Origin of the sequence: Streptomyces sp. NPDC059564, assembly GCF_042735575.1 — a bacterium.
Lineage (GTDB): Bacteria > Actinomycetota > Actinomycetes > Streptomycetales > Streptomycetaceae > Streptomyces.
Genome location: NZ_JBHWBP010000634.1, coordinates 1 through 1,952, shown reverse-complemented (window position 1 = coordinate 1,952; position 1,952 = coordinate 1). Strand labels below are relative to the sequence as shown.

Sequence of the window (1,952 nt, the reverse complement as noted above, 5' to 3'; positions counted from 1 at the left end):
AATTCTAACATTGGAAATAATAGAATTCAAGAACAGAAAAAAGAAGCACACTCGGAATGATATTTCGTTTCCTTTTGATTCCGAGCCTCCACCCCTTACAATCCCCAAAGGCAACCGACAAGGGAAAATTCGTCCCTTATCGGCACCTCCGGAAATTGTACAGCAAGGGGTCACTCCCAATAAAAAGACTACGACATATAAAACAGGTTTAGCTTCAGAGAAAAAGAGCATAAGGAAACTCGGTGCCACCCTAAAAAAAAGGGTGTCAAACAGGCTGTGCCTGTTGAGTTTCTATGCTCTTAGAACAGGTGCCGTTTTTGAAGCCAAAGATATAGCATAGATACCCCATAGATATAGCAGGGATATACCAAAATATCTCTAGAGATACGGGTATCTATGCTATATCTCTCTACAAGATTCCTCCACACGCTTGACGGAAATGCTTCAGCATTTTAGCACTCACTCGACAGAGTGTATAAGTGCGCCATTCGGAATTTCAAAGCTTCAAATTTCACAGAGAGTGCCCATTTATACACACCCCCTAAATCGTGGTGTGACAATGGGTTCTCGCCGGCTCGAAATCGGTTTGTCATTCTGACAAATAACCCTTCGGGAAATAAAAAAAACGGCTCCATAAAGAGGAACCGTTTTGCTTCAAAAATCACGTTTTGTGTTATACTGGAGAAACGAAATTGTGTTTTCAAAATTGTCATTTTCGACATGATAACTTTTCTCGTAGTGTGGTTTTGCCGAACCCACTACTTTTTTTATGTCTCCGAACTTCATTTCTTCCCGTTCCGGCTTAACAATCCCTTTTGATTTTCGATACATATTCATTCCGGAAGGATACATGTGCAGCCGTCCGCCTTTTAAAAATTTCTTTTCCCGACCTTCTACGATCTTTGTTTGCACCTCACAGCCCTCTGAAGCCACTTTTAAGGCTGTTTCCCTGTCTTGGACATCTTCTAGGTCTATATCAGTCAAATAAGCGCTCAAATAGGCTCCTATGTTGTCTATATCCTTTAATGACTTGATTGTTACAAATCCTAAACCCCATAGACTCCTTAATTCAGCATTTTTAATATAAATCTTATCCAAATCATTAAAGCGCATTAAAACATGACAATGCCAGGCTCCACGTCCTTGTGGCTCTACCACCGATAAATAATCTATCGAACTTTCTTTCTTGTATTTATAACGCAACCTGTCGATAAAATTTTGAAAATCACTATAAAGTTTTTTCGTGTCCGTCATATTTTTCTTGTATGTCAAAGTTATATGTAATTCATTTGGCCGTCCTATAAAATTGTTATTTATCAAATAACGCAGCTTCTTAAAGGTTTGTCTCAAAGAATTATAATTTTCCTGCCGATTTTCCGAATGCTCGAACTCCCGGATCTCCCCAGTAGAGAGGTCTACAAACCTATCCTTGTCCAATTTTTTGATATTATTTTTCCGGTTCATCTTCTCCATATGCTGAACTTCAATGACGTGATTCATAGTGGTCACTTTTACAACATCATTTGGAGCTATGAAAACCGCGTCACCATTGCGTTTATCCATCCATTTCCCCTCAATTTTTCCTGTAATGTTTAATTAAAATCAAGTTAATAATAAAGAACCCCAAATCCGAAGTCAGTTTTTCAACAAAAATTAGCGTCCTTTTCCCAAATAGTCCCTATACAATTCCTTAATAGCAAACTCAATTACAGCATCTTTTGAAACTCTTCCAAATTCATTGTGTTTTGTAAAATGTTCGGCTAATAACTCTAGCTTTTTAAATGTTTCAACAGTAATTCGAGGTCCAATTTGTTTTTTCTCTTCCATCCAAACACACTCCTAACAAGTTGTTAACATAATTCTAACATTGGAAATAATAGAATTCAAGAACAGAAAAAAGAAGCACACTCGGAATGATATTTCGTTTCCTTTTGATTCCGAGCCTCCACCCC

The 1,952-nt window shown here is 37.9% G+C and carries 3 protein-coding genes; 1 reads left to right on the top strand and 2 read right to left on the bottom strand.

The genetic code is table 11. The features are described from left to right. Positions 1-340 (top strand): hypothetical protein (locus tag ACFV0Q_RS41110; RefSeq protein ID WP_385013172.1); only part of this gene is annotated, 340 nt, incomplete at its 5' end. 314 nt (positions 341-654) lie between these two features. On the opposite strand, the gene ACFV0Q_RS41105 is transcribed toward ACFV0Q_RS41110, so the two are convergent. Beyond that, entirely contained in the window at positions 655-1,563 is a 909-nt protein-coding gene (locus ACFV0Q_RS41105; RefSeq protein WP_375839305.1) for a hypothetical protein, read from the bottom strand. 90 nt (positions 1,564-1,653) lie between these two features. After that, positions 1,654-1,827 carry a hypothetical protein gene (locus ACFV0Q_RS41100; RefSeq protein WP_375839303.1) on the bottom strand — a complete coding sequence of 58 codons (174 nt, stop codon included), beginning with the start codon at positions 1,825-1,827 and terminating at the stop codon, positions 1,654-1,656. Between the last annotated feature and the right edge of the window lie 125 nt (positions 1,828-1,952).